This window comes from Vibrio sp. 1069 (assembly GCF_033340555.1).
Window position 1 is genome coordinate 1 of sequence record NZ_JAWOWP010000209.1, and the last position, 853, is coordinate 853.

The 853-nt window shown below is 44.4% G+C and carries 1 protein-coding gene and 1 pseudogene; both read left to right on the plus strand.

Going from position 1 to position 853, the window contains the following annotated elements; genetic code table 11:
* Positions 1–412: aminotransferase class V-fold PLP-dependent enzyme (locus tag R7040_RS25490; RefSeq protein WP_318097430.1), on the plus strand; the 412-nt coding region annotated here is incomplete at its 5' end.
* Positions 413–517: 105 nt separating this feature from the next.
* Positions 518–853: pseudogene (locus tag R7040_RS25495) on the plus strand (D-serine dehydratase); the annotation flags it as partial.

Below are 853 nucleotides of genomic sequence, written 5' to 3' on the forward strand. Positions count from 1 at the left end.
TGATTACAAAGTTCTTGCTGAAAAAGAATCAATGTTTAACACGCCACCAACGTTTGCTTGGTACTTGTCTGGCCTTGTTTTCAAATGGCTAAAAGCACAAGGCGGCGTTAAGAGCATTGAAACAGTGAATCGCGAAAAAGCAAAACAGCTTTACGATTACATTGATCAGTCTGATTTCTACCGCAACGGCGTTCATCCATCGAACCGTTCATTAATGAACGTTCCTTTCCAATTAGCGAAGCCTGAACTTGACGCGACTTTCCTTGAGCTTGCAGATGCAAAAGGACTAAAGGCGCTAAAAGGTCACCGTGTGGTGGGCGGTATGCGCGCATCGATTTACAATGCAATGCCGCTAGAAGGTGTGCAAGCGTTGGTCGACTTCATGAAAGAGTTCGAGCAAAACTACGCATAGAGCACAAATTGAATGAGTTAAAAGCGTCGCAATTGCGGCGCTTTTGTTTATGTGCGTAACCAATTGAATGGAAGATTCTAAAGAACGAATTGCAGGATAGAGGATATGAACAAGCTGAATGTGGAAGTGCTTAAAAAACAATTCCCACTTGTAGAGCAACTGATCAACCTAGATGAAGTTTGCTGGTTTAATCCCAACGTGACCTCGCTTGAAGAAGGTTTGCCGCACGTCGGATTGAACGCAGAAGATATTCATGTCGCGAGTGCAAGGCTCAAGCGCTTTGCTCCTTATCTTATGAAAGCTTTTCCTGAAACCAAAGCCGCTTCTGGTCTCATTGAGTCGCCTGTAGTGGACATTTCAAAGATGAAAGCGGCTTTGGAAACTCAGTACAACGTCCCAATATTCGGCCGCCTTATGCTCAAGCTTGATAGTCACCTACCA